We start from the raw sequence: 1,436 nt of genomic DNA on the forward strand, positions 1-1,436 counted from the left end.
AAAAAAAGTCTATTCTATAGGGTATTTCTTGTATAATGAGAGAAAATTGGGATCGGAGAAAGTTCAAAATGACAAAAAAGCTATTTACAGAAAGAGACATTCAAATTCTATCAAATAACCCCTACATAAAATCTGTAAGTCAGAAAGGTATCACTTATACAGATGAATTTAAGCGTATTTTTATTGAGGAAAATGAGAAAGGAAAACTCCCTCGAAATATTTTTGAAGAATGTGGTTTTGATATAGATATGATTGGAATGAAACGAATTATGTCATCAGGAAGTAGATGGCGTGCTGCTTACAGAAAAAATGGTGTATTTGGTTTGCGAGATACACGCCAAAACGCGGGAAGAACTCTTGAGAGAGAGCTTACGTTAGAAGAGAAGTATGCTCGTTTAGAAGCCGAACGGAACTTACTAAAGGCAGAAAATGAATTGTTAAAAAAGATCAAACTTATGGAAGGGAGGATGAGAAGGAAATAACTTTATCACCTAGTCAGAAATATATCCTGATTCGTTCTGTCATCATAAAATATAACTTAAGAAATATGGTGAGTTATTTGTGTAAAGTAGCTGGTGTATCCCGTTCGGGATACTATAATTATTTTTCCATTTCATCTCAAGAACAACGGAAACAAAAGAACAATCAAGATGAAATCGTGAAAGAAATCATATTAAAAGCACTTCGATTTAGAAATCGAAAGAAAGGGGCTCGTCAAATAAAAATGACATTGGTGGGTCATTTTCAAGTTGTCTACAATTTAAAGCGTATCCGTAGAATCATGAAAAAATATGAGATTGTCTGTCCGATTCGGAAAGCAAATCCTTATAAAAGAATGCTGAAAGCTTCAAAAGAACATCGAGTAGTGCCGAATCAATTAAATCGAGAATTTAAACAAAACACCCCAGGAAAAACGCTTCTTACAGATATCACTTATTTAGTTTACGGTAAGAATAAAAGAGCTTATTTATCTACAATTTTAGACGGCTCAACCAATGAAATTTTAGCTTACCATGTTTCAGAACAGATGACATTAGACCTCGTAACAACAACTCTTCATAAACTAAAACGGAATAAGAGGATTCGATTGACTGAAGGTGCATATATTCATTCAGATCAAGGAGCCCACTACACAAGCCCTACCTACCAAAAATTAGTCAAAAAGCTAAAGCTCGGACAATCTATGTCAAGAAGAGGGAACTGTTGGGATAACGCTCCACAAGAATCATTTTTTGGTCATCTGAAAGATGAAGCACATATAAAACCTTGCGAGTCTTTTACTGAGTTGAAACAAGAGATTAAGAAATATATGACGTACTATAATCACTATAGATATCAATGGAATTTAAAAAAGATGACTCCTGTTGGATACAGAAATCATCTTCTTGATGTTGCCTAACTTTTTTCAAAATGTCCTTTACAAAGGGTACAGATTA

At 33.9% G+C, this 1,436-nt stretch carries 1 protein-coding gene; it reads left to right on the top strand.

Features of this window, described 5'->3' with window-relative positions:
• Positions 1-68: 68 nt before the first annotated feature.
• Positions 69-1,399 (top strand): IS3 family transposase gene (locus ABH960_RS29495; protein WP_087943055.1). Its coding sequence is split into 2 segments (ribosomal slippage): positions 69-453 and positions 453-1,399, totalling 1,332 coding nucleotides; the frame shifts between segments, so codons are not numbered across the junction.
• Positions 1,400-1,436: the final 37 nt, after the last annotated feature.

Origin of the sequence: Bacillus sp. RC252 (assembly GCF_044909215.1) — a bacterium.
GTDB classification, from domain to species: domain Bacteria; phylum Bacillota; class Bacilli; order Bacillales; family Bacillaceae_G; genus Bacillus_A; species Bacillus_A mycoides.